Raw genomic sequence first — 18,745 nt, 5'->3', positions numbered from 1 at the left:
GGCATGACGGTCGGGGTCGAAACGCCGAATGAGCTGATGGTGGTGTTCTCGGACACCGTCTCTGCGGGCTTCGACGCCCTGCAGGGCCCGGTCAACGGCGTCTTCGGCCTGATGATCGCGCTCGTGGTGGCGCTGACCGGCATCCAGTGGGCCCTGTCGACCAACCGGGAGGTGCTGGCGTCCGGCTTCATGAAGATCCTGCTGATCGGCGCCTTCGCCTGGCTGATCAACGACTGGCAGCGGCTTTCCGAGACCCTCTACGCCGGCTTCATCGAACTGGGGCTGACGGCGGGCGGCGGGTCGATCGGCCGGGAGGAGTTCCTGAACCCCGGCGCGGTGCTCGCCCAGGGCTGGGAGATCGTCAAGGCGCTCGGCGAGACTCCGGCGCCCGTCGACGATCCGCTCGATGTGATCGGCAATCTGACCGACGCCCTCATCCTCGGCCTGGCCATGATCGGCATCATGCTGGCCTTCGCGGTCCTGGCGCTGCAGATCATCGTCTCCCTGCTGGAGTTCAAGATCGTCACCCTGGGCGGCTTCGTGCTCCTGCCGTTCGGAATCTGGAACAAGTCCGCCTTTCTGGCGGAACGGCCGCTCGGCTACGTCGTCTCCTCGGGGCTCAAGGTGCTCGCCCTCGCGATCGTGGTCTCCGGCGCGCGGACCATCTTCGACCAGCTGCAGCCGTCAGCCAATCCGGATATCTACGAGGCGCTGAGTATTCTGGTGGCGGCGCTCCTGCTGGCCATGCTGGCGGTGTTCATTCCCAATCTGGCGTCGGCCCTCGTCACGGGCGGCCCGGCGCTGGGCGCCGGCGCGGCCGTGACCGGCGCCCTGGCGGTAGGCGGCGCCGGTGCGCTCGCCGGGGCCGGACTCCTGGCCGCGGGCGGCGCGGCGGCGCGGCTGGCCGGACCGGCGAGAGCCGCGGCCGGCGCCGGGTCGGGCCGCCCGACGACCCCCGGACCTCTCATGACGCCGCCGACAGCGGGCGGCCGTGGGCCGGGACCATCCACGCCTTCGCCCTCGAACGACAATCCGACACCGCGTGGCGGGGGCGGGGGAGCCGCGCCGGCGAACCGCGCCTCCGGTTCCGCGAGCCTGGCTGAGCCCGCCGTTGCATGGACCGACACGCCAGCGGCCAGGCCCGGGAGCGCGGACGGCGAAACCCCGGAGATGACGACGGGGCTTGGGCCCCAGCGCCGGCCGGCCGCGACGATCGCCGCCGAACGGGAGGCTGCGCGCCGGGACTTCCATCGCGCGGCGTCGCGAACCGCCGGGAGCGCTCCGGGCGCCGGCGGCCAGTCGCCCGTCCTGCGCGCCTTCTTCATCGCCAATGCGGGACGGGGTCTGCTGCCCTCGTCCGAGACCAGCGGCGTCCTCAATCCGAACCTCAAGACCGAGGAGAGCTGAATGCATCCCTTCTTCAGACCGCGCCGGGTTCTCGCCTCGGCCCCGGAGTCCACGCCCTACCACAGGGCGGGCCAGGTCTGGGACGACCGCATGGGTCTGTCGCTCGCCCACGCCCGCAACTGGCGGCGGATGGCCCTGGCCAATCTGGCGCTGGCCGGGTTCCTGGGGGCGGGCTGGTGGGTTCAGGCCGAGCGGGCCGTGGTCAAACCCTTCGTGGTCGAGGTGTCCGACTGGGGCGAGACCCAGAGGATCACGGCGCTCGACGGACGCTATGAGCCCACCCAGGCCCAGGTGGGCCACGCCCTGGCCGGGTGGATCCGGGACGTCCGGTCCAAGTCGATCGATCCGATCGTGTTGCGCCAGAATTGGCTGCGGGCCTACGACCTGACGACGCCGAAGGCGGCCGGCTTCCTCAACGCCTGGGCCCAGGCCCACGACCCGTTCGGCGAGATCGGGCGGGAGGCGATCAACGTCGAGGTGCTGAACGTCGTGCGGCGGTCCGACCGGACCTACGACCTGCAGTGGCGCGAGACCCGGTTCGTCAATGGCCAGCAGGCGGGCGCCGAGCGATGGCGCGCCCTGATCACCACCACCCGTCAGCCGCCCCGCACCGAGGCCGAGCTGATGAAGAACCCCCTTGGACTGAAGATCGAGGACATCTCATGGACGCCCGACGCTTCCTGATGCTGGCCGCGAGCGCGACGCTCGCCGCCTGTTCGACCACGCCGGACAAGGTCGGTCCTGCCGAGCTCACTGAACCAGTCATCGCGAGCACCGGGATCGAGACATCCCCGGCGGCCGACCCCGAACCTGAACCCGAGCGGTCGGCGACGGAAATCCCGTACCGGCCGGGCCCGGCGCCCGGGGCGCCGGCCATGCCGACGCCGATACCGCCTCCCAACGCGGCGACCGCGCCGGTCCTCAGCGGCCGGCGGGCGATCGCGGCGGCCAATGCGGCGGCGCGGGCTCCGTCCCGCGAGGACGACTTCGTCGGCGGGGTGCAGCTGTTCGCCTGGTCGCCCGGCCGGGTGTTCGAGGTCTGGGCCGCGCCCATGCGCGTGACGACCCTGAGCCTGGGCGCCGGCGAGGTGCTGGTGGCCAAGGCGGCGGGCGACACGGTCCGCTGGCAGATCGGGGAGGCGGTGTCCGGCGAGGGCGCGTCGTTGCGGACCCACGTCCTGCTCAAACCGCTGGAGCGGGGGCTCGAGACCAACCTCGTGCTGACGACCAACAGGCGTGTGTATCTCATTGATCTCAGGAGCGGATCATCGGACGCGTTCAACACCGCCGTGGCGTGGGACGAGGAGGCGCTGACCCCAGGAGCCGCGCCCGTCGCCCAGGCGTCGCAGCCTGCGGTCCCGACGCTCGTGGCCCTCCCGGAGGGCGAGCTGGACGCGCGCTACCGGATCGAGGCGGGTCGTCGCCGGCCGGCGTGGACCCCGACCTCGGTGTTCAACGACGGCCTGCGCACCTTCATCACCTTCGCGCCGGATCTGCAGACGGCGGAGGCGCCCGTGCTGTTCGTCATCGGAGCCGACGGCCAGGCCCAGATGGTCAACTACCGCCAGGCGGGAGGCCTCTTCGTCGTGGATCGAGTCTTCGATCGGGCGGAACTGCGGCTCGGCGACCGGAGGCCCCGGGTGGTCCGGCTCGTGCGTCTCGGAGGCGCGTCATGACCGCGGTGGACCCCGAAACCGGACCGCCCGTCGCGCCCAAGGCGCCGCCGCCGCTGATGGGGCGGGCCGAGCGGCCGACCGCCGTGCGCCTCCGGGGCGGGGTGGTGAAGGCGATCGTGGCCGGGGGCGCCGTCCTGCTGTCGGGATCACTGGCCTGGGCCTTCGTGGTCCAGCCGGAACTGCGGGCCGAGGCCCGTGAACGCAAGGCCGAGAGCCGGCCGGAGACCGGGCGGGGCGCCGTTCGCCCGGCGGAGACGGTGACGGACCAGCCCGCCAGCTATGATCGCCTGCCGCCGCCCAAGGGGATGACGGAGGCGCCGGAGGTCGCCGGGGAGGCCGGAACTGCTTGGACCCGGGAGGCGCCGTCAGCCTGGCGCGAGCCGACGACCCGAACCGATGCGGTTAGGCCGGCCGGGCCGCGACCGGGGGATCTCGCGCGGACCTCTGGCCTGTTCTTCGCGGCTTCCCCCGGCGCGGCCTCTCCGGCGCGGGCGCCGGCGGCTGCTGCGCCTCAGAGCCGTGCGACGGGGATCGCGGACGGGGTCTACAATCCGCACGCCCTGGTCGGTCCCGTCTCGCCGTTCGAGCTCAAGGCGGGGGCGATCGTGTCCGCGGCCTTGCTGACGGCGGTGGACACAAGTCGGGAAGGGCCTGTGGTCGCCATGGTCACCCAGAACGTCTTCGACACCGTGACCGGGCGTCATCTGCTCCTTCCGCAGGGAACGCGGTTGATCGGGGTCTCCGGCGGCGACGGCGTCTATGGCGAACGGCGGGCCTTCGTGACCTGGGAGCGGTTGATCCTGCCCAACGGCCGCAGCCTGCAGCTTTCGGAAGCCGGCGTGGATGCGCAGGGCGCGGTCGGGGTGCGCGGGCAGGTGGACCGCCGGTTGCTGCAGATGCTCGGCGCGGTCGTCCTGTCCGGCGCGGTCACGACGCTCGGCCAGATCGCGCGGGATAACGACCGGGCCGGGTCGGGCTCGCTGCTGGGCGACGTCGGGGATGCGGCGGCCATCGAAGGCTCGCGGATCGGCGGCCGTCTGGTCGACCGGGAGCTGGAGGTGAGGCCCTCCATCCGCTTGCGCCCCGGCGCGCCGGTCAATGTGCTGATCACCCGCGACCTTATCCTGGAGCCCTATGCGTCATGACCGTTTCCCTGAACTGGCCGGTCGCGGCCCTGGCCGGAGCGGCGCTGCTCACAGGCGCGGCCTCGGCGTCGGACAAAATCCCGCCGGCCGCGCTGATCAACGAAAGCCCGAGCCTGCCCAGAGGCGCCTATGCCCGGGTCCCGGGCGGACAGGTCGAGCCCGGATCCATCGTGGCGATCCCGCAGCCGCCGTCGACGCGTCCCTATCTGGAAAGCCTCGGAATGCCGGCGAACAACCTGCTGCTCAAACGGGTGGCGGCCGTGGGCGGCGAGTCGGTCTGTGTCCGGGACGGTCTCGTCGAGACGCCGCGACGCCGGGTGATGGCGCGGATCCGCGACCGACGAGGGGTGGGGCTGCCGGCGTGGCGGGGCTGCCGCGTGCTGGTGAGGGACGAGCTGTTCCTGCTCGGCGACACGCCGGGCAGCTACGACAGTCGCTATTTCGGGCCAGTGTCCCGCCGGAACGTCGCCGGCGTTTATCGGGAGGTTGTGACATGGTGAAATCTGGCATGATCGCGCTGGTCCTGTGCGCCGGCGGACCGGCGTCGGCCCAGGAGGTGGACTGGCGACGGGCGGGCGGAGACCTGTTCGGGGCGAAGGAACCGCTTGCCGAGGCGGTGGTGGATGCGCCGACTGAACCGGCGCGACTGGAGCCTCTGTCGCAGCCCTACCAGAGGCTCGTCGATCAGGCGGCCGAGGCTCACGGGCTGGATCCGAAGCTGTTGCACGCTCTCGTCGCCACCGAGAGCGCTTACCGGACCGACGCGGTGTCGCCGGCCGGTGCGGCGGGTCTGACCCAGCTGATGCCGGCGACGGCGCTGGACCTTGGGGTGCGGGACCGGTTCGATCCCGACCAGAACTTGAGGGGAGGGGCCGACTACCTCGCCCGGCAGCTCCGGCGGTTCGGCGATCTGAGGCTGGCCCTGGCGGCCTACAACGCGGGGCCGGGCCGCGTCGCCCGACTTGGGCGGATACCCGACATTCAGGAAACCCGCCAATATGTTGATGCGGTTATAGAATGTTACTTGGCTCTGACCGCCGGGAGGGCTGTGACGAACTCCCGCCAGTGCCGTCCTGCGGAGGCGCGGCTGTGATCGAGGCGACGGCGATCGACGAGGGTGAGGTCCTGCTCACCCGCGCAGAGGCGTCGGCCTTTCTGTGTGGGCTGGGCGTGAGGCTGAAGCCGGCCACGCTCGCACGGCTGTGGTCCGCCGGGTCCAGCGGACCGCCCTGTCGTCATATCCGCTCCCGACCCTTCTATCCCCGCCATCTCCTGGAGGCTTGGGGGCGGGCCCAGATCAGCGAGGTTCGGACCGGCGCGCCCCCGGCGGCCCGGCCGAGCCGGATGGGCGGCGGGCAGAGGGCTCGGCCATGAGCTGGCAGATCGCGGGCGAGCCGATTGAGTCCGGCGGACGGGACGATCGGCTTCTGCAATGGAGCGCGGTTCGGGACATCGCCGGTATCAGCCGGACGACGGCCTGGCGTATGCAGCAGACCGGCGACTTCCCCCGTCCGGTGCCGATCTCTCCGAACCGGGTGGCTTGGTGGGAGAGCGAGCTCAATGCGTGGAAGGCCAGCCGGAACATCGCACCCCACATTCGGCCCAAGCCCTTTAAACCGCCGCGTGCGCCGCGGCTGATTGTGACAGGCCGCTCCCGCCGTCCGGACCGGGCGGAGCCGCAGGCGCCGCAGATCGAGCCGCCGCCGCAGCCGCCGTCTACGCCGCCGCAGTCGCGCCGTCGCGGGCGCAAGTCCGCGGCGCCCCCGAACCAGATCGATTTCGGGTTTTAGGAGCGGCCGGCGGCTTGACGCGATCCGACGTCGACCCAAATGAACCCGCGTCATAGCCGGGAATGAGGGCAGGGAAGGATGTGCACAGTAGTCGTGGAACCGGTTCAGGGCGGCTGGACCGTCAACGTCGAGGGTGTCGACAATCCCATGGTCTTCCGCAGCGGCCGGGCGGCGGAGCGGGCGGGCCGGGACCTCGCGCTGAAGATGGCCCATGAGAGCAGGTCGGTCCGGCTGGAACTGCGCCTGAGAGGCGGGGCCGTCGCCGCCCGCTTCCTCGTCCTTGCACCGACGCGGGACAACGACGAGCCGCTTTTGGTGGAGACGCCCGCGATCAGGGACCGTGAGACACCGTCGACAGACGGCTGGAGCGCCGAATTGGCGAAGGAATCCGCGGCGCCCACGTCGGTTTGCCCGGCTGACATCGTGACGCCGTGACGAGAGCCCCGCCTCGGTCTCTGTTGGAGCGAGGCGGGGCGAGCGCCGAATCCGAAAAGGCGCTCGGCGAACCGAGCCCCCCGGCTCGTAAGGCTCCTAGGAAAGAGGAATCCATCGACAGGGTTCCTTTTGAAACATCCCTGAGCGCAGCGACGCTCGCGCTTGACGCCGGTGCTGGGCACGAGCCCGGCAATCCCGTGATTTAGTGGATCAGGCGCGCGGCCAAGTGTGGGATCCGTGCTTGTCGATAAAGGTCCTCGCTTCCCGTCGGGCGGTGATCTCGTTGCACCGGTTGACCCGGGCGACTACCGCTGAGCGCGGCTTGGCGAAGGGTGGGCTCACGGGGCCGGCGCCGTCCTTCGACCAGAACCGCTCGTCCCATTCGGAGGCGTTGCCGTAGGACCGGCCGCCGCCGACCGTTACGCCGATCCATTTGGTCCAGCGATCCGTGGCCGTTACGCCCTGCTCGGCCAGGGCGTAGCGGAAGAGGTCATCCGCCCAGGCCTTTCGGCCCGGCTCGCCAACGGCATAGAGCCAGTCGTGAACGATGGCGGCCTCGATGCTGTCGCCGTATTGTTCGAGAACCCGACCGAGCCCGTCCGGCACCGAAGCGAAATCCGTGACATAACCTGCTGGCACGATGATAACCTCGCCGGTGGGTGGATAGCAGTACAGCAGATCGGCGGCGAGAACGGACGCCCGGTTCCCGCCGATCCGTTGATCCCGGAGCAGGATCTGGACCAGACCCGGCTCGCCGACCTCCATGGCGGCGGAGACGTAGTGCGGGCTGCATCCCGTCAGGAGGACGAGCAGCGCCATCGAGGCCAGGGTCAGGAGCCGCGTCAAGGCGCCCGCCCTACCGTTCGCAGCCGACGCCGTCACGGTCCCGATCAAGATGGGGGCCGTAACCGGGATCTCCGCGGCGAACGGGCGCCGCACCGGCGGCGCGCGCCTCGCTGCAGTTGGCGAAGGCTTCGGATCGCGGCCGGGTCAGCAGCGGCTGCGGGCGTGAGCCGCCGGCCCGGTCGGCCCTGTGGCAATGGTAGCCGCCGTTTTTCCGGTCGTTGTGACAGCCGTTCTTGTCCAGACCACCCGGGTGAGCAGCGGTCAGGGCAGGCACGGCCAGAACAGCGAGGGCTGCGGCGAACGTGGCGAGGCGAGGCATGTTCAGAACGGGCTGTAGGATGAGGCGGATGTCGAAATGCCCAAGGCCTGCTCGTCCTGCGCTGTGATTGAAAGGACCGCGGCCCCGAGACACGCGATGAAGACGAGGACGGCGAGACCTCCGGCGCTGCGGCGGCTCTCCTTCGGGGCTGTGATCGCTCTCTGGACGAACTCCAGCGCCTTCACGACGAGGTAGAAGGCGAACATGTACGTCAGGATCTGCAGCATTCCGACCATGGGCGCTCCACTGGCGACTGCGGGGGCCGATCCGGGCGGACCGGCCGGTCAGGTGTTACCGGGTTTTCGAGATATCGAAGGCGAAGTCGAAACGCTCGCCATTCACCTCGACGAGGAATCGGGTCGGGAGAACGCCGCTGTCGGGCACCGCCACGCGGTCGGCGATCACCTGTCCGCCGTACGAGGCGTCCGGGTCGATCGTCGTGGTCTGCAGCACCGATCCGCCGAGGCTGATCAGCGTGTTGTCGAGATTAGCGCTGATGTTGTTCATCTGCGCGGCCGTGGACGCGCTGGCGACGGAGGCCGCGACGGCCTGCGCCGCGTAATTTGTCGCCGTGGTGGTATAGGTCCCGTAGGGCGTGGTCGTCGTCCTCCGGTATGTCGGGCCCGAGGCTGCGGCCGCCGCCGCGACCCCGCCGGCGATCGCCGTCAAGACGAGGGCGGTCGTGGCGTCGTTCTTGGCCATCCGCTCCAGCTCGGCGTAGGTGAATACGCGGACCGGCGCGCCGCCAGCTTCCACGGAAACGTTCTCGACGCCGAAGTTGAAGGCGGCTTCGCTGCGATTGTAGACGGCGACCGAATAGACGAGACGGTCCTTGTCCCCGAGACCGTGCGGCGTGACCTGGACTGAGGCGCTCGAACCCTCGGCCAACGTCGAGGCGACGCCCTGGACGTAACGGACGCTCTGGCCAGGCCCCGGACGCGGGGTTGCGGTGTCGGTGGTGGCGCACGCGCCGAGCATGGCGGCCGAACATACGGCCGCAGTCATCTGTCTGAACATGGATAGCCCCAATCCTCCACAACCGCGCGGAGGCCCGATTTCGTCGTTATCATAACCGCGACGAGAGTCCAGACCTCTGGTTGAGTCTGTTGGCGAGACGAATACCTCATGGTCGACATCGAGCTTCCGGGCCCCGGAGGCCGCCCGCGGCGCCGTGAGGTCCGAAGCCCGGTGGCGGGCGCCCGTCGCGTGCAGACTCTCTGCGAGCTGGGAATGCAGCCTGCGAAGAGCTTCGCGCCCGTGTCGCAGATCGTGACACGGCCTGCACGGCGACCGGATCGCGTCAGGGCCGGCGGCGGATCGCCCAGATCAACGCGGCGCAGGCGCTGATCAGGCCGGCGAGGGCCCCGACGGCGACGGTGAAATCAGTGAGGTCCATCATAGTCTCGATGTTGTAGGGTGAAAACGCGGTGAAGCCCTGCACAGTTAACGGCCTCGGTCTTGCGTGGCAAGCGTTTGCACCCTACAAATTCAAAATGGACAGACGGGCGACCCTTGGCGACGCTTGCGAACGTATTTTCGCAGGCCGCATGACCTCACGAATCCGCGCGGGCGATGATGATCTCAGAGTCATCGGCGTTCGTGACATCGGCGCCGTCCTCAGCCCGCCAGACGCGCTTGAGATCGGGCGCGGCCTGAACGCGGAGGATGCGCGCGGCCAGATGGTCGCCGCCGGAGATATAATCCTGTCGTCCCGGGGAGCGGTGCGGTCGGCGGTCGTAGAGGAGGGCCACAAGGGCGCGGTCGCGGGCGTGAACACGGTCGTGGTACGCCCATGGTCGAAGTCGGCTGCACCCGTGCTGACAGCCTATCTACGTCATCCCCGCACCGTCGCGGCGCTTCTGGCCGGCTTTTCGGGGTCCACAGTTCCGGGCTTCAGCCTGGACACGCTTCGGGCCCTGCCGCTCGATCTACCGGACGACGAGACCGTCGCCGGGATGTCTCGCATGATCGCGGCCGCCTACCGGTACCATGACGCCATGCTCGAGGCCGCGCAGGCGCGTCTGACCCTGGCGCTTGATCTCGTTGTCCAGAACCTGACGCCGCTGGATGATCCGGCATGACGTCGCCGCCATTTGATATCCAGGCGTCGGTGTTTGGCCTTGCCGACAAGCTCAGGGGTCTCGATCGGCTGGCGGCGGGCCGGCATGTCGCCAATCTAGCGGCTCTTGGCGTCCTCTCGGCAACGGACGGGAAGCCCTCACCACGATGGTCAGACGTGCGCAACGCTGCCGTGCACTACGGCGATCACGAGAGCTTGGCCGATCATCTGTACGCGCTGAGCCGGGAGGTCGAACGCGACCATGCAGCGCTCCGAAATATCTTCTCTCATACGCTTACGCCGGATATCCTTCAGGCGGGCGGAACGCTGCCCCAGCTCGTCGCCTTGGCGGGCATGGTCGTCGAGCAATACGCTCCGGCGCGAGACCGGTTCGAGGCGTGGTACGACGCGGTCATCTCGCTGGGTAGCAGCGCCGGTCGTCAGACCGGCGACATCCAGACGCCAAAAAACCTGGCGCGACTGATGGTGGAGCTTGCCGAGATCCAGCCAGGGATGTCGGTGCTGGATCCGGCGTGCGGCGCGGGCGAGACCCTCCGCGAAGCGGCGCAGTTGCAGCGATCCGCCGATCTTTTCGGTCAGGAGATCAGCGCGCTCGGTCTCGCCATCGCGACCCTGCGGCTGTTTCTCCTGAGGCAGGGCGCCTGTCTCCAGCTAGGCGACGCGATCCGTGCGCCGGCCCGCTGGCCGGGCCGGTCGGCGACATTCGATCGTGTGATCTGCGACCCGCCCTATGGGCTGGCCGTGGCGCCGGGGTATGACCTCCAGCTTCGGCATCAGTTTCAGCACGTTCGCTCGCGTCGGAGCGAGGCCTGGTTCCTGCAGCTCTGCCTCGAGAGTCTCAACCCGGAGGGGCGCGCCGTCATTCTGCTACCTCTCGGCTTTCTCGCTCGCAAATCAGAGGCGGCGTACTGGTCTGAGCTCGTAGAAGCAGGGCGTCTGGAAGGCGTGATTTCCCTGCCCTCAGGGGTCATCCCCGGAACGGATATCCCGGCTGCCCTCGTCATCGTGCGAGGCTCGGATTCGAAACGGGAGAAAGTGACCTTTGTTGACGCCAGCTATCTCATCGAAAGCGGCAAGAGGGCGACGCAGAGGCTGACGACCGAACAGGTTGAAGGTCTGGTCAGCCTGTATCGGGACCCAGGCGATCCGATGCGAGCGGCGATCGTTCCGTCTGAAGATGTCGTGAGGCAGGGCGGAGAGGTGCAGCCCAAAGCCTGGATCACATCGCCGGAAATGGATTGGCCAGCGCCCTCCGACCTCTACCGGAAGGCCTTGGAAGCTGAAGCGCTGGCGGCTAGCGCGCGGTCCGAGCTCGATGAGCTCATGGTTTTGTTTAAGCTACGCGCACCTTGATCACCCGCAGCCCGCCAGAGCCCGGCGGAAGGACGCTGTCGGCAGAAATTCGTTCAGGCGGTTTCAGCACGCATCAGGCCAGACCAGGCCGACGAAGGCGGCGTGATTGTCCCACTAGCGCCCCACCAACTCGCCGGTAATAAATAATCCATCCCGGTACGGATCAATACAAGAAGACAACTTATTGATCTTAATGAGGAAAAGTTGGTGGGCGGCGAGGGGTTCGAACCCCCGACCCCCTCGGTGTAAACGAGGTGCTCTGACCAGCTGAGCTAGCCGCCCATCCGCGCCGTATTCTAGAACCGGAAGCTGGCCCGCAGGAACAGCATATACCGGACGTAGTCGTCGATCATCTCGGCGTCCGCGCTGACCGACAGCATGCCCAGCTCGTTGCCCACGTTCAGACGGAAGCCGACCAGCGGTCCGCCGCCCTCGATGGTGTCGCCCGCGAGCACGAAGTCGCCGCCGCCCGAACGGAAGCGCGCGATCGTCTCGCCCGGATCGACCGAGATGTTCTGACGCCAGCCGACCCGAAGCTCGGGTTTCAGCCAGCTGTCCTGACCCATGGCCATGCCGAAGTTGATCGCCGCCGTGGCCGAGAACAGGTGGCCTTCGCGGTCGTCGATCTCCAGATCGAAGCCGTCCCCGCCGCCTTCCTCGATATGGCCGTCTTCGCTCAGGCCGAAATACTCGGTGTAGATCTCGGGGCGGATGCTGAACCGGCCGAAGGTGCGCTCGTAAGAGGCCCCCGCCGCCGCAGCGAGAGTAAAGCCGTTCCAGCTGGATTCGTTCGACAGGTTCAGGCCGCCGCCCACAAACCGGCGCTCGGATTCGAACGTGGCGTAACCCGCCGCCGCCCGCGCCCACGTCGTCCAGTGCTGGCCTTGGGCGCGCCAGTAAAGGCCCAGCTCCAGCAGGTTGGCGGACAGGACTTCCTCAGCCTCGGCTTCGGGGTCTTCAAGGTCCGACGAGGTGAAGGCGACCGACAGGCCGACGGCTCCAAGGCCGGTGCCGCGCTCGACGCCGCCCGCTACGCCGAAACCTTCCGAGCGGAAGCCATAGGTGTCGGTCTTGTCCTTGTCGGCGTAGAAATTGATTTCCTGCACCCAGGCGCTGGTCTCGCCCGGCGCGGCCGAGGCGTTACGGCCCGTAAGCGCGCGCGTGACCGCGTCCACACCCGACGCCAGCGACAGCAGCGGGCCGCCGGAGTGGTCGGGCAGGAGCTGTTCGTACAGGTTGATGAAGTCGTCGCGGTTCGTCTGGGACAGGAAGACGTTGCGAATGTCCGTGGCGTCCGTAGCGCCGATCGCGCCGTAGAAGGCGTCGAACATCGAGGCTTCAACAGGGATCAGGTCCGCTTCGGCCGCGGTGCGGCGACGCACGTCGGCATAGACGAGGGCGTTCGCCTGATCGGCGCCCGCCGTCACGACGTAGAGATAGGGCGAGTTGTTCTGGATCTGGTCCAGATCGATCGTGCCGAAGTTCAGCGTCCCGGCGTCGACCAGCGTGAAGCGGCCGGCGGTCTGAAGCAGCGAGTTGAAGCGAACGCCGAGACCTGCGCCGTTCGCGAAAGTCGCGTTACCGGTCACGTTGAAGCCGCCGACCGTTCCGGCCGTCGGGTCGATGTTGACCAGCAGATTGCCGTCCGCCCCGACGTTCAGACTGGAGATCGTCGTCGCCGTGGTCTGCTGGGCCAGCAGGGAGCCGTTGGACACGTTGATGTCCAGCAGGCCATCGGAGTCGGTGATCGCGCCGGCGACGCTGGCTCCGCCGCTGATCAGCAGACGGTCGGCTCCGGCGCCGAAGGACATGTTGCCGATGATGACGCCGTTGCGGATATCGAGCGTATCCGCGCCCGAACCCAGGTTCACATCACCGAAGATGCGCGGCTCGCTGGCGTCCGGCACACCGTCGCCGTCGGAATCCGGGTTGCCGCTCGTAGGCGTCGAAGCCACACCGGTTTGAACCAGGCTGAAGCCGGTTGTGTTGGCGCTGACATCGATCGCAGTGGCTGTGCCGCTGATTTTCCCATCGGCGTCAGCACCAAGGAGGGCGACGATGGAGCCAGTGTTGTTGAGCGTGGCGAGCGTTCCGCTGGAGTCACGGATGGCCGTAATGCTGGCCAGACCGCCAGTGGCGTTGGCGGTGATAAAGCCCGAGTTATCCAGTTGCGGCAGGTTGGCGCCGGCATCGATCTGGAGCGCGGTGGGCCAGTTGGCCGCAACGCCGAGCACAGTAGCGACCGAGATGGTGCCGCTGTTGGAGAGAATCGGCGTCGATCCGCCGGCGCCGAAACGCAGCGCGGTCGCATCTGCGGCGCGGGAGGTGGCGCTGATCGTGCCTTCGTTGCGCACGCCGCCGGCGATAGTGACCGTCTGGCCCGCCATGCCGCCGATCGTCACACCTTGAGCAGCGACACCGTCATAGATGCCGGTCCCTGCGACCTGACCGCGGTTGATGAAGCCGTAGGCGGAGTTCCCCGTCCCGACCGCACCGAGCGAGATCGATTCCGTCGTCGAACCGATCTGGATCGCCGGCGCGCCGCCAAAGCTCTGGATGCTGGCGATGCCTTCGGAGGCGTCCGGAATGCCGTCGCCGTCACGATCTGAATCGTTCCGGTTGATGGTGCCGTCGCCGTCGTCGTCCTCGTCGCCGTTCTTGACGCTGTCGCCGTCGTCATCGCCCTCAAGGCCGTTCACGTAGGTCGGACCGGCGTCGAGCAGCAGTCCGCGCGCGACATTGCCGGAGACTCGCAGCGCCGGGCCGCCTTGCAGCAAATCGTCAGCGTCGAGTTCGTCAACGAACAGAAGCGCCTCTTCGTTGTCCTTGTTCTCAACGAACCCGTCCGGACGATCGGCCGGGCGGGTCGTGTAGCGATAGCCGGTCGAGGTGATGCTGGAGTGAATCTTCAGTCCGCCGCCGATGTCGCCGTCCACGGCGACGCCCACCGCGTTCGCGCCACGGGCGCTGATGCCGCCGGTCAGGTCGACATTGCCGGTGACGTCGCCGTTCAGCCGGATGCCGTAGGTATTGTCGCCAACCACGGTCACGGCGCCCAGAGACTGGATGTTGCCGACCAGACCAGTCTCAAGCGAGATGCCCGCCGAGTTGTTGCCGCGTACGTTGATGCTGCCCGTCGCCTCGGTCAGCAGATTGCCCGTCATCACGCCGGGCCCGACGATGCGGACACCGTAGCGGTCCGAGCCGTTGGCGAATTGACCGTCCGCGTCGCCATCATTGTCGACGTCCAGATCGGTCGAAGAGGTGATGTCGTCCGTGATCGTGATTCCGCCGCCGACGATGACGTTGGCGGTATTGCCGCCGTTGACGAGGATGCCGGTCGATCCGTTGGCGGCGTTCGCCATGCTGATCGCACTACCGCTGTCGAGGTCGACGGAGTGGCTTGAGTTCACCGTCAGCGCGACGCCGCTTGTTACGTTGATCGCGCCGCCAGAGGCGAGGCGGATCGTGTCCGGACCGGTGCCGGTCGCGTTCGCCGTCGTGATCGGTGTCGTGCGGGCGGTCGAGATCACGACCTCGGCGGCGGCTCCGGAAGCGACCATCAGGGGAGCGATCGCTACAGCGGTCGCGAGCAGAATACGCATTCGGAAAGATAACCCCGTGGACGATACGCGCAGAGACGCCAGCGGTCCTCTAACAGGGACCATAAAGGCATGCCTCAAGTTTCTCGAATTTGAGGCGAATGCAAGGCGACTTAGCCGTCAGGCGTCGCTTCGCGCAAGCGGGGCTATTGCCAGGATAGAAATCAAAGTGATATCACATTCATATCGACCTGGAGGGATTGATGACTACGACCCATTCGCTATCCACCGAACGCCCGGCCAATACGGCCAATGGCATCCTGATGCTGCTGATCGGCCTTGCTCTCATGATCGTGGGCCCGGTCTCGATCGCGCAAGACCCGGATAATATCGTGATGGTCGTCTCGGGAATTCTTCTGGCCGTGGTCGGCCTGTTCCTGCTGTGCGGCCTTTACGCTCTCCAGCCGAACGAGGGCACGGCGATCCTGCTGTTCGGTGAATACAAGGGCACCGATCGAAAAACCGGCCTGCGCTGGGTCCTGCCTTGGTACAGCCGCAAGAAGATCAGCCTGCGCGTCCGGAACCTGACCAGCGACAAGCTGAAGGTGAACGACAAGCGCGGCAGCCCGATCGAGATCGCCGCCAATGTCGTCTGGCGCGTGGAGGATTCGGCCCAGGCCCTGTTCGACGTCGATGACTATCAGGCTTTCGTGAACATCCAGGTGGACACGGCCCTGCGCGACATCGCGTCCCATTACGCCTACGACCACGGCGACGAATCGGATGTTCCGGAGATGACCCTGCGCGCCGACGCCGAGGACGTGGCGGGTCGCCTTCGCGATGAGCTGGTCGGCCGCGTCAAGGTCGCGGGGGTCGCGGTCGACGAGGCCCGTCTGGCGCACCTCGCCTACGCCCCGGAGATCGCCGGCGCGATGTTGAAGCGCCAGCAGGCCGAGGCTGTTCTTTCCGCCCGCCGCCTGATCGTGAAGGGCGCTGTCGGCATGGTTGAGAATGCGCTGGCTGACCTGAACGAGCGCGGCGTCGTCGATCTGGACGAGGATCGCAAGGCGGCCATGGTCTCCAACCTGCTGGTCGTGCTCTGCGCCGATCGCGAGGCCCAGCCCGTCGTGAACACCGGCACCCTGTACGGCTGATCATGGCCGGCAAGCCCCGGAAACCCTTTCTGATGCGCGCCTCACCGGGCGTCATGGCGGCGGTCGAGAAATTGGCCGCCGCCGAGCTGCGTTCGGTCAACGCCCAGGTCGAGGTCCTGCTGCGTGAGGCCCTCGCCAGACGGGGACTGACCGCCACGGATGATGCTCCGGAATCGGACGACGCTTGAGCTTGGCCGCGACGCGGCGTAGGGCGCGCTGATGGTCAAGTCGCATATGTCCAAGGTCCGTAAGGCCCGTCGCATCCAGAAGCGCGTTCGACGCGTTGGGCCTACCGGCATCAGCGCCACGGAGCGGGAACTCATGAACCTGGCGGGACTGGAAGTTCAGGAGGGCGAGCTCCGCCTTATTCCCGGCTGGGACGAGGAGGTCTCCGAAACCCTGCGCGCCACCAAACAGGCCGCCGAGGACGGACGCCCGCGCTTCGTCGACACCACCATGCTGTTCGCGCCCAAGTCGGGCGGGGTGAAGCGCTATCTGCTTTCCAAGAAGGCGTGGCTCGAAACCAACCGACCGGGCGTCGCCCATTCGCTGGTCGTTCCCGGCGCCCATCACAGGGCCGGCGAGGACGGCATCGTCCAGCTTCACGCGACGAAGCTGCCGTTCGGCGACGGCTATCGCTGGCCAACCTCGGTGCGTCGCTGGGCCGCCTGGGTCGCTTCGCTGAATCCGTCGCTGATCGAGGCTGGCGATCCCTATACGCCGGGGCAGGGCGCGCTGGAGGCTGGTCAGCGGGCGGGATGTCCGGTCGTCGGCTTTTGTCACTCCGACCCCGCGGGCCTCGCGGCGCTGCACTTCGGCGAATGGGCCAAGAAGCCGGTCGAGAAGCGCTGGGCCCGCCTGTTCGGCCAGTTCGACCGCGTCGTCTCTCCCAGCCGCTATATCGCCCGTCGTCTGGAAGAGGCCGGCATCAAGGACATCGTCATTCAGCCGCTGGGCGTCGAGGTGGACACCTTCCGACCCGATCGCCGCGACCGCGACTGGCTGCTCAAGAAGTTGAACCTGCCGGCCTCGGCGCGCTTGCTGGTCTTCGCCGGCCGCCCGGCGCGCGAAAAGAACATCGATGTGCTGATCGAGGCGGTCCAGAAGCTGGGCGATCCCTATCATCTGATCCTGATCGGGGCAGGGCAGGGGCTGCCGGCCGAGGACCGCGTGATCTCGCTGCCCTACGAGCCGAACCCGAAGGCCGTCTCCAAGATCATCGCCAGCTGCGACGCCTTCGTGCACGCCAATGACAAGGAGCCCTTCGGCCTGATCGTGCTGGAGGCCATGGCCTGCGGCCGCCCCGTCGTTGGGGTCAACTCCGGCGGCGTCAAAGAAACGGTCGATTCCACCGTCGGCCAGCTCGCCGAGGTCGCCGAACCCGCCGCCTACGCCGCCGCGGTAGAGGCTCTCTTCGCCCGTGATATCGAGGCCCTCGGCGCCGCCGCCCGCGAGCGCGCCGTGAGCCGTTTCGCCTGGAACCGCGTGTTCGAGGACCTGTGCATGACCTACGCCGACGTCAGCGGCCAGCGAGCCTTTGTAGAGCCGGCGGGAGACTGGGCCGAACACTGACGCTCGACAGGCCCGGGACGCCCCGTCAATCTCGACAAAAAGAGGGGATCGCCATGAAACGCCTGCTGCTCGCCGCCACCCTGTCCGTGCTGTCCGCCACCTCCGCCGCGGCCCAGACTGTCATTCTGGTCCGCCATGCCGAGAAGGCGGATCAGAGCAGCGATCCGGTCCTTTCCGCCGCCGGTGAAGACCGCGCCCGCGCGCTGGCCGCCGACCTGCCCGACGCCAGCATGGACTTGGTCATCGTGACGCCATTGCAGCGCACACGCATGACCGCTGCGCCCACGGCGTCAGCCAACCACATCACCCCGACCGAGATCGGCTTCGACGGCGGCGCCGCAGCCCACGTCGCCGCCGTGGTCGAACGCGTCCGCGCCCAGCCCGCCGACTCGACCGTTCTGGTCGTCGGCCACAGCAACACCATTCCCCTGATCGTGCGCGGCCTCGGCGCTCAATCGGCCGACATGGCGGATTGCGAGTACGACCGTCTGACCGTCGTGGTTCTGGGCGACGGCTCGCCGGTGACCATCAACAGCCGCTACGGCCTGCCGTCGACTTGCGAGTAACGCCGGCGGTCGGGTCGGCTACTTGTTGACCAGATCGGTGATGTCGCTCACTCGGGCGCCGCCGATCGAAAAGTATTTATCGCCTGCCATGACGACGATCGTCACCTGGTTCTGGATCGACAGGAAAACCTGTGTCTCCACCGGGCCCCTCGACACGATCTGGCTGGTCATCAGCATCGCGTCTCTCTGATTTCTTGGTGGGCGATCAAGGAAGAGGCAGGTGTTGCTTAACTGATCGCGGCGGATCACCGAGCCGCCATCGGCGCTGATGCGGAACCGGTAGTGGCCGCCCATGGGCAGGCGACCGTCGTCCGGTGTCGGTGTCAGAAGCCAGACCAGCCAGTCGTCGCCATCGGGGTCGCGCATGATGACCGAGTTCATGTGACGCGAGCATCTGAGCCGTCCGATGTTTGCCGACGCTGTTACGACGGCGCGCGCCTGAGCGAGCTCCTGCGGCGTCAGCGCCGTCTCGGCCGCGGGCGTGACCGTTGGCGGCAGGCGGCCTTGAACGAAAACCTTCCAGCCGGGAATGGGATCAGGATCGCCCTGCCGGTAGAAATGGACGACGTGCCCGTCGCCTTCGGGCATGACCAGCCAGCCCCGGACGGTCCTCAGTTCATCTTCGCTGATCGCCGCCCGAAGCGCATCGGTCGCAAGCCATGCGGCGGTGTCGAAATCATATATCCTTTCACCGACAGCCGAGACCTTGGCCACAGGCCATTCTTCAATCGGAACAGGCGTCGGCGCGGCTTCTCTGCCTCCCGCAGACCGCCCTGCCTGCGCCATGCAGGGCGTGGAGATCACCAGAGACGCGGCGATGAAAAGAGGCGCGAAGCGCATGAACAGCTCCCGGTTGCCCG

The 18,745-nt window shown here is 67.8% G+C and carries 20 protein-coding genes and 1 tRNA gene; 14 read left to right on the top strand and 7 right to left on the bottom strand.

Going from position 1 to position 18,745, the window contains the following annotated elements:
• The first annotated feature begins 3 nt into the window (after positions 1-3).
• The 8 genes from trbL (at position 4) to ACIQC9_RS06565 (ending at position 6,453) form a co-directional block, all read left to right on the top strand.
• Positions 4-1,407, top strand: a complete 1,404-nt coding sequence (gene trbL, locus ACIQC9_RS06600) for a P-type conjugative transfer protein TrbL (RefSeq protein WP_400613673.1) — start codon at positions 4-6, stop codon at positions 1,405-1,407.
• Positions 1,408-2,091, top strand: a complete 684-nt coding sequence (gene trbF / locus ACIQC9_RS06595) for a conjugal transfer protein TrbF (protein ID WP_400613671.1) — start codon at positions 1,408-1,410, stop codon at positions 2,089-2,091.
• Positions 2,070-3,083 carry a P-type conjugative transfer protein TrbG gene (gene trbG, locus ACIQC9_RS06590; RefSeq protein ID WP_400613669.1) on the top strand — a complete coding sequence of 338 codons (1,014 nt, stop codon included), beginning with the start codon at positions 2,070-2,072 and terminating at the stop codon, positions 3,081-3,083. The genes trbF and trbG overlap by 22 nt, the downstream gene beginning before the upstream one ends.
• Positions 3,080-4,228: a TrbI/VirB10 family protein gene (locus ACIQC9_RS06585; protein ID WP_400613667.1), complete on the top strand. Its 1,149-nt coding sequence runs from the start codon at positions 3,080-3,082 to the stop codon at positions 4,226-4,228. Before trbG ends, ACIQC9_RS06585 begins: the two co-directional genes overlap by 4 nt.
• Entirely contained in the window at positions 4,225-4,728 is a 504-nt protein-coding gene (locus ACIQC9_RS06580) for a S26 family signal peptidase (protein ID WP_400613665.1), read from the top strand. Before ACIQC9_RS06585 ends, ACIQC9_RS06580 begins: the two co-directional genes overlap by 4 nt.
• Complete coding sequence (locus ACIQC9_RS06575) at positions 4,722-5,321, top strand: lytic transglycosylase domain-containing protein (RefSeq protein WP_400613663.1); 600 nt, start codon at positions 4,722-4,724, stop codon at positions 5,319-5,321. Before ACIQC9_RS06580 ends, ACIQC9_RS06575 begins: the two co-directional genes overlap by 7 nt.
• Before the next feature lie 277 nt (positions 5,322-5,598).
• On the top strand, positions 5,599-6,018 hold the full coding sequence (locus tag ACIQC9_RS06570; RefSeq protein ID WP_400613661.1) for a helix-turn-helix transcriptional regulator: 420 nt from the start codon (positions 5,599-5,601) through the stop codon (positions 6,016-6,018).
• 78 nt (positions 6,019-6,096) lie between these two features.
• A complete protein-coding gene (locus tag ACIQC9_RS06565; RefSeq protein ID WP_400613660.1) occupies positions 6,097-6,453 on the top strand; it encodes a hypothetical protein in 357 nt (118 codons plus the stop codon).
• A gap of 210 nt (positions 6,454-6,663) precedes the next feature.
• Here the strand turns inward: ACIQC9_RS06565 and ACIQC9_RS06560 are convergent, their stop codons facing one another.
• From ACIQC9_RS06560 to ACIQC9_RS06545, 4 genes are read right to left on the bottom strand one after another with little or no spacing between them, the layout of a single operon-like run.
• The gene (locus ACIQC9_RS06560) at positions 6,664-7,299 is read right to left on the bottom strand and encodes a DUF1353 domain-containing protein (protein ID WP_400613658.1); all 636 of its coding nucleotides are present in this window, start codon (positions 7,297-7,299) and stop codon (positions 6,664-6,666) included.
• Positions 7,300-7,309: 10 nt separating this feature from the next.
• Positions 7,310-7,618 carry an excalibur calcium-binding domain-containing protein gene (locus ACIQC9_RS06555; RefSeq protein ID WP_400613655.1) on the bottom strand — a complete coding sequence of 103 codons (309 nt, stop codon included), beginning with the start codon at positions 7,616-7,618 and terminating at the stop codon, positions 7,310-7,312.
• A gap of 2 nt (positions 7,619-7,620) precedes the next feature.
• The gene (locus ACIQC9_RS06550) at positions 7,621-7,854 is read right to left on the bottom strand and encodes a hypothetical protein (RefSeq protein WP_400613654.1); all 234 of its coding nucleotides are present in this window, start codon (positions 7,852-7,854) and stop codon (positions 7,621-7,623) included.
• Between the two features lie 55 nt (positions 7,855-7,909).
• Positions 7,910-8,635, bottom strand: coding sequence for a hypothetical protein (locus tag ACIQC9_RS06545; RefSeq protein WP_400613652.1), 726 nt, complete (start codon positions 8,633-8,635; stop codon positions 7,910-7,912).
• A gap of 530 nt (positions 8,636-9,165) precedes the next feature.
• Between ACIQC9_RS06545 and ACIQC9_RS06540 the strand changes: the two genes are divergently transcribed.
• Together ACIQC9_RS06540 and ACIQC9_RS06535 are read left to right on the top strand one after the other, a co-directional pair.
• Positions 9,166-9,699 (top strand): hypothetical protein, encoded by a 534-nt coding sequence (locus ACIQC9_RS06540; RefSeq protein WP_400613650.1) that lies wholly within the window; start codon positions 9,166-9,168, stop codon positions 9,697-9,699.
• The gene (locus tag ACIQC9_RS06535) at positions 9,696-11,051 is read left to right on the top strand and encodes a class I SAM-dependent DNA methyltransferase (protein WP_400613648.1); all 1,356 of its coding nucleotides are present in this window, start codon (positions 9,696-9,698) and stop codon (positions 11,049-11,051) included. The genes ACIQC9_RS06540 and ACIQC9_RS06535 overlap by 4 nt, the downstream gene beginning before the upstream one ends.
• Before the next feature lie 205 nt (positions 11,052-11,256).
• Here the strand turns inward: ACIQC9_RS06535 and ACIQC9_RS06530 are convergent.
• Both ACIQC9_RS06530 and ACIQC9_RS06525 read right to left on the bottom strand, forming a co-directional pair.
• A tRNA-Val gene (locus tag ACIQC9_RS06530) sits at positions 11,257-11,333 on the bottom strand.
• Positions 11,334-11,347: 14 nt separating this feature from the next.
• Complete coding sequence (locus ACIQC9_RS06525) at positions 11,348-14,656, bottom strand: autotransporter outer membrane beta-barrel domain-containing protein (RefSeq protein ID WP_400613646.1); 3,309 nt, start codon at positions 14,654-14,656, stop codon at positions 11,348-11,350.
• A 200-nt stretch (positions 14,657-14,856) separates the two neighbouring features.
• On the opposite strand from ACIQC9_RS06525, the gene ACIQC9_RS06520 reads away from it, so the two are divergent.
• The 4 genes from ACIQC9_RS06520 to ACIQC9_RS06505 all read left to right on the top strand — a co-directional run bounded on the left by ACIQC9_RS06520 (position 14,857) and on the right by ACIQC9_RS06505 (position 17,885).
• Positions 14,857-15,747 (top strand): SPFH domain-containing protein, encoded by an 891-nt coding sequence (locus ACIQC9_RS06520; protein ID WP_400613644.1) that lies wholly within the window; start codon positions 14,857-14,859, stop codon positions 15,745-15,747.
• A 32-nt stretch (positions 15,748-15,779) separates the two neighbouring features.
• Positions 15,780-15,935, top strand: a complete 156-nt coding sequence (locus ACIQC9_RS06515) for a hypothetical protein (protein WP_400613642.1) — start codon at positions 15,780-15,782, stop codon at positions 15,933-15,935.
• 133 nt (positions 15,936-16,068) lie between these two features.
• Complete coding sequence (locus ACIQC9_RS06510; protein ID WP_400615406.1) at positions 16,069-17,319, top strand: glycosyltransferase; 1,251 nt, start codon at positions 16,069-16,071, stop codon at positions 17,317-17,319.
• 53 nt (positions 17,320-17,372) lie between these two features.
• Entirely contained in the window at positions 17,373-17,885 is a 513-nt protein-coding gene (locus ACIQC9_RS06505; protein WP_400613640.1) for a SixA phosphatase family protein, read from the top strand.
• An 18-nt stretch (positions 17,886-17,903) separates the two neighbouring features.
• Here ACIQC9_RS06505 and ACIQC9_RS06500 read toward each other — a convergent pair whose 3' ends face one another.
• On the bottom strand, positions 17,904-18,725 hold the full coding sequence (locus ACIQC9_RS06500) for a hypothetical protein (RefSeq protein ID WP_400613637.1): 822 nt from the start codon (positions 18,723-18,725) through the stop codon (positions 17,904-17,906).
• Positions 18,726-18,745 lie beyond the last annotated feature (20 nt).

It is taken from the genome of Brevundimonas sp. NPDC092305, assembly GCF_044755415.1.
Taxonomy (GTDB): domain Bacteria; phylum Pseudomonadota; class Alphaproteobacteria; order Caulobacterales; family Caulobacteraceae; genus Brevundimonas.
This window is presented reverse-complemented; position numbering and strand designations above follow the sequence as displayed.

Coding starts and splice junctions, on each gene's coding strand:
- trbL (WP_400613673.1), top strand. CDS start 4: ATGACGGTCGGGGTCGAAACGCCGAATGAGCTGATGGTGGTGTTCTCG.
- trbF (WP_400613671.1), top strand. CDS start 1,408: ATGCATCCCTTCTTCAGACCGCGCCGGGTTCTCGCCTCGGCCCCGGAG.
- trbG (WP_400613669.1), top strand. CDS start 2,070: ATGGACGCCCGACGCTTCCTGATGCTGGCCGCGAGCGCGACGCTCGCC.
- ACIQC9_RS06585 (WP_400613667.1), top strand. CDS start 3,080: ATGACCGCGGTGGACCCCGAAACCGGACCGCCCGTCGCGCCCAAGGCG.
- ACIQC9_RS06580 (WP_400613665.1), top strand. CDS start 4,225: ATGACCGTTTCCCTGAACTGGCCGGTCGCGGCCCTGGCCGGAGCGGCG.
- ACIQC9_RS06575 (WP_400613663.1), top strand. CDS start 4,722: ATGGTGAAATCTGGCATGATCGCGCTGGTCCTGTGCGCCGGCGGACCG.
- ACIQC9_RS06570 (WP_400613661.1), top strand. CDS start 5,599: ATGAGCTGGCAGATCGCGGGCGAGCCGATTGAGTCCGGCGGACGGGAC.
- ACIQC9_RS06565 (WP_400613660.1), top strand. CDS start 6,097: ATGTGCACAGTAGTCGTGGAACCGGTTCAGGGCGGCTGGACCGTCAAC.
- ACIQC9_RS06555 (WP_400613655.1), bottom strand. CDS start 7,618: ATGCCTCGCCTCGCCACGTTCGCCGCAGCCCTCGCTGTTCTGGCCGTG.
- ACIQC9_RS06550 (WP_400613654.1), bottom strand. CDS start 7,854: ATGGTCGGAATGCTGCAGATCCTGACGTACATGTTCGCCTTCTACCTC.
- ACIQC9_RS06545 (WP_400613652.1), bottom strand. CDS start 8,635: ATGTTCAGACAGATGACTGCGGCCGTATGTTCGGCCGCCATGCTCGGC.
- ACIQC9_RS06540 (WP_400613650.1), top strand. CDS start 9,166: ATGACCTCACGAATCCGCGCGGGCGATGATGATCTCAGAGTCATCGGC.
- ACIQC9_RS06535 (WP_400613648.1), top strand. CDS start 9,696: ATGACGTCGCCGCCATTTGATATCCAGGCGTCGGTGTTTGGCCTTGCC.
- ACIQC9_RS06525 (WP_400613646.1), bottom strand. CDS start 14,656: ATGCGTATTCTGCTCGCGACCGCTGTAGCGATCGCTCCCCTGATGGTC.
- ACIQC9_RS06520 (WP_400613644.1), top strand. CDS start 14,857: ATGACTACGACCCATTCGCTATCCACCGAACGCCCGGCCAATACGGCC.
- ACIQC9_RS06515 (WP_400613642.1), top strand. CDS start 15,780: ATGCGCGCCTCACCGGGCGTCATGGCGGCGGTCGAGAAATTGGCCGCC.
- ACIQC9_RS06510 (WP_400615406.1), top strand. CDS start 16,069: ATGAACCTGGCGGGACTGGAAGTTCAGGAGGGCGAGCTCCGCCTTATT.
- ACIQC9_RS06505 (WP_400613640.1), top strand. CDS start 17,373: ATGAAACGCCTGCTGCTCGCCGCCACCCTGTCCGTGCTGTCCGCCACC.
- ACIQC9_RS06500 (WP_400613637.1), bottom strand. CDS start 18,725: ATGCGCTTCGCGCCTCTTTTCATCGCCGCGTCTCTGGTGATCTCCACG.